This window comes from Streptomyces sp. NPDC111802 (genome assembly GCF_055634335.1).
In genome coordinates, this window is record NZ_JBVKCZ010000235.1 from 1 (window position 1) to 1,224 (window position 1,224).

The window sequence follows — 1,224 nt, forward strand, 5'->3', positions numbered from 1 at the left end:
GTCAGCGGCGGCCGCCGTGGTGCGGGGGCCTCGCGCAGCCCCTCCAACGCGAGGACCCCGCCCGTCGTTTCTCGCGACGTTTGTTGTCTGCCAACCGTCCCAGCCGGTGCGTGCTGTACGTCGGCGTCCGTGATCCCGTGTACGGCGGTGGCCGCGGATCCGGGCACGCGAAAGGGGCCCGCGCCGCGTGGCGCTATCTCGGTGCCGGTGCCGGCGAGGCGGGGGGAAGAGGATGGTCGGATGGTTCGGCTGGGTAGAGCAGGAGAGAGAGTCCGATGGAGAGGGGACAGTGTGCGAGCCAGTGTGGGAGACCGGCTTGTTATTCACGGCCGGATCGTGGGTCAGCGTGATCGCAGCGCTGAGGTGGTAGAGGTGCTTGGCTCGGATGGGGGTCCCCCGTACCGGGTCCGTTTCGAGGATGGGCACGAGACGGTGATGTCTCCTGGTCCGGGTACGGTCGTCCGTCCCTTCCGCACCGACGGGTAGACAGCTGTTCGCCTTCCCCTCCTGGTGGCTTGGGGGTCTGAAGCTAGGGTCTGATGGGTTTGCTGGTCACGGGGGTGCTGGGTGCGCGGGGGTTCCGCTGTGTGCGCCCGGGATGCGCCCTGTCGCCGGGCCGGGGCTTGGCTCTAGGCTTTCGGGTTGGACAGGGGCCGGGGATTGCACGGTAATGGTCCGGTTCTTTTCCCGCTGTCCTGCCGGCTGTTGTGTCCCGGTCGGGGTCGTCTCACATGTGGGCCCTGGTCTGGCCGGAGGGTGGACGGTTTGTGTGCGGGGCCCTGTGTCGATGAGGGAGCGTTTGGTGTGGTCCCCGTGCTGCGCAGTCGCCGCTGGCCGGGCGGCTCCTCGGGCCGGCGGCGGCTGCGCTCGGATGGTGCTTTAGCTGTCCGGGCGGTATGTACCGGCGGGCTTATGGTGCCTGCCCTGCTTCGGCTGGCTTGAGCGGATGTCAGTGAGAGGCATGGAGGGGGAGAGCGCTTCAGCCCCTGTTTTACACTCGGCGGTACGACCTGGTCATGGTCACCGTGAGCCCCGTCGGGCTCCGGGCGCTGCTGGCACTCGGAGCAGATCTCCGTACGGGGCTGTCAACGGCTAGGCTCTGCCCTGATTTTCGTAGCGGGTGATCGTCCTGTTGGCCCGAAGGTCAGTTGAGCAGGATGCGCTGGCGGAGGAGGGCGAAGCCGGCCCGTCCGTAGGTCTGGCGCTTGAGGAGCTTCGTCTTGT

General features: G+C 67.9%; 1 protein-coding gene. It reads left to right on the forward strand.

Features of this window, described 5'->3' with window-relative positions:
- Positions 1-291: 291 nt before the first annotated feature.
- Positions 292-486: a DUF1918 domain-containing protein gene (locus tag ACZ7NC_RS45710; RefSeq protein WP_471498344.1), complete on the forward strand. Its 195-nt coding sequence runs from the start codon at positions 292-294 to the stop codon at positions 484-486.
- The last annotated feature ends 738 nt before the right edge of the window (positions 487-1,224 follow it).